This is a genomic window from Staphylococcus pasteuri (genome assembly GCF_030547725.1).
GTDB classification, from domain to species: domain Bacteria; phylum Bacillota; class Bacilli; order Staphylococcales; family Staphylococcaceae; genus Staphylococcus; species Staphylococcus pasteuri.
Genome location: NZ_JAUOQO010000108.1, coordinates 1 through 343, shown reverse-complemented (window position 1 = coordinate 343; position 343 = coordinate 1). Strand labels below are relative to the sequence as shown.

1 protein-coding gene is annotated in these 343 nt (G+C 39.9%); it reads left to right on the top strand.

The genetic code is table 11. The features are described 5' to 3' along the window. Positions 1-26: 26 nt before the first annotated feature. A partial coding sequence (locus tag Q4528_RS13010; RefSeq protein WP_303521899.1) for a hypothetical protein occupies positions 27-343 on the top strand: 317 nt, incomplete at its 3' end.

The following is a 343-nucleotide window of genomic DNA, read 5'->3' as shown; positions in this document are numbered from 1 at the left end:
GTTCTGGTGTTGGTAATCGGTGGTTAATGGATGTTATGGATTCAATTCCTTTTTCCTTATACGAATGTGATGGTAGTGCTTATGCTGATACAAGGGTTATAGCTTTCAGTTCTTTAGAAGATGTCGCTGTGTATTTGAGGTGTGTTGCTCTCGATGCTCCACAGATAGCGTGCCGCTTGCCTGTCCATGTCATTAATAACTGTTCAGAAAGTGAGAGGGATTTAATAGTTTCTTTGCTGGTGGCTAATGACATAAACCCTGTTGCTTATTTTCCGCCTAGTGATTTGTCGATTGAGTCTATTCGTGCGTTGAGTTTAAGAGATAAGTTTTATTATCCTTGTTC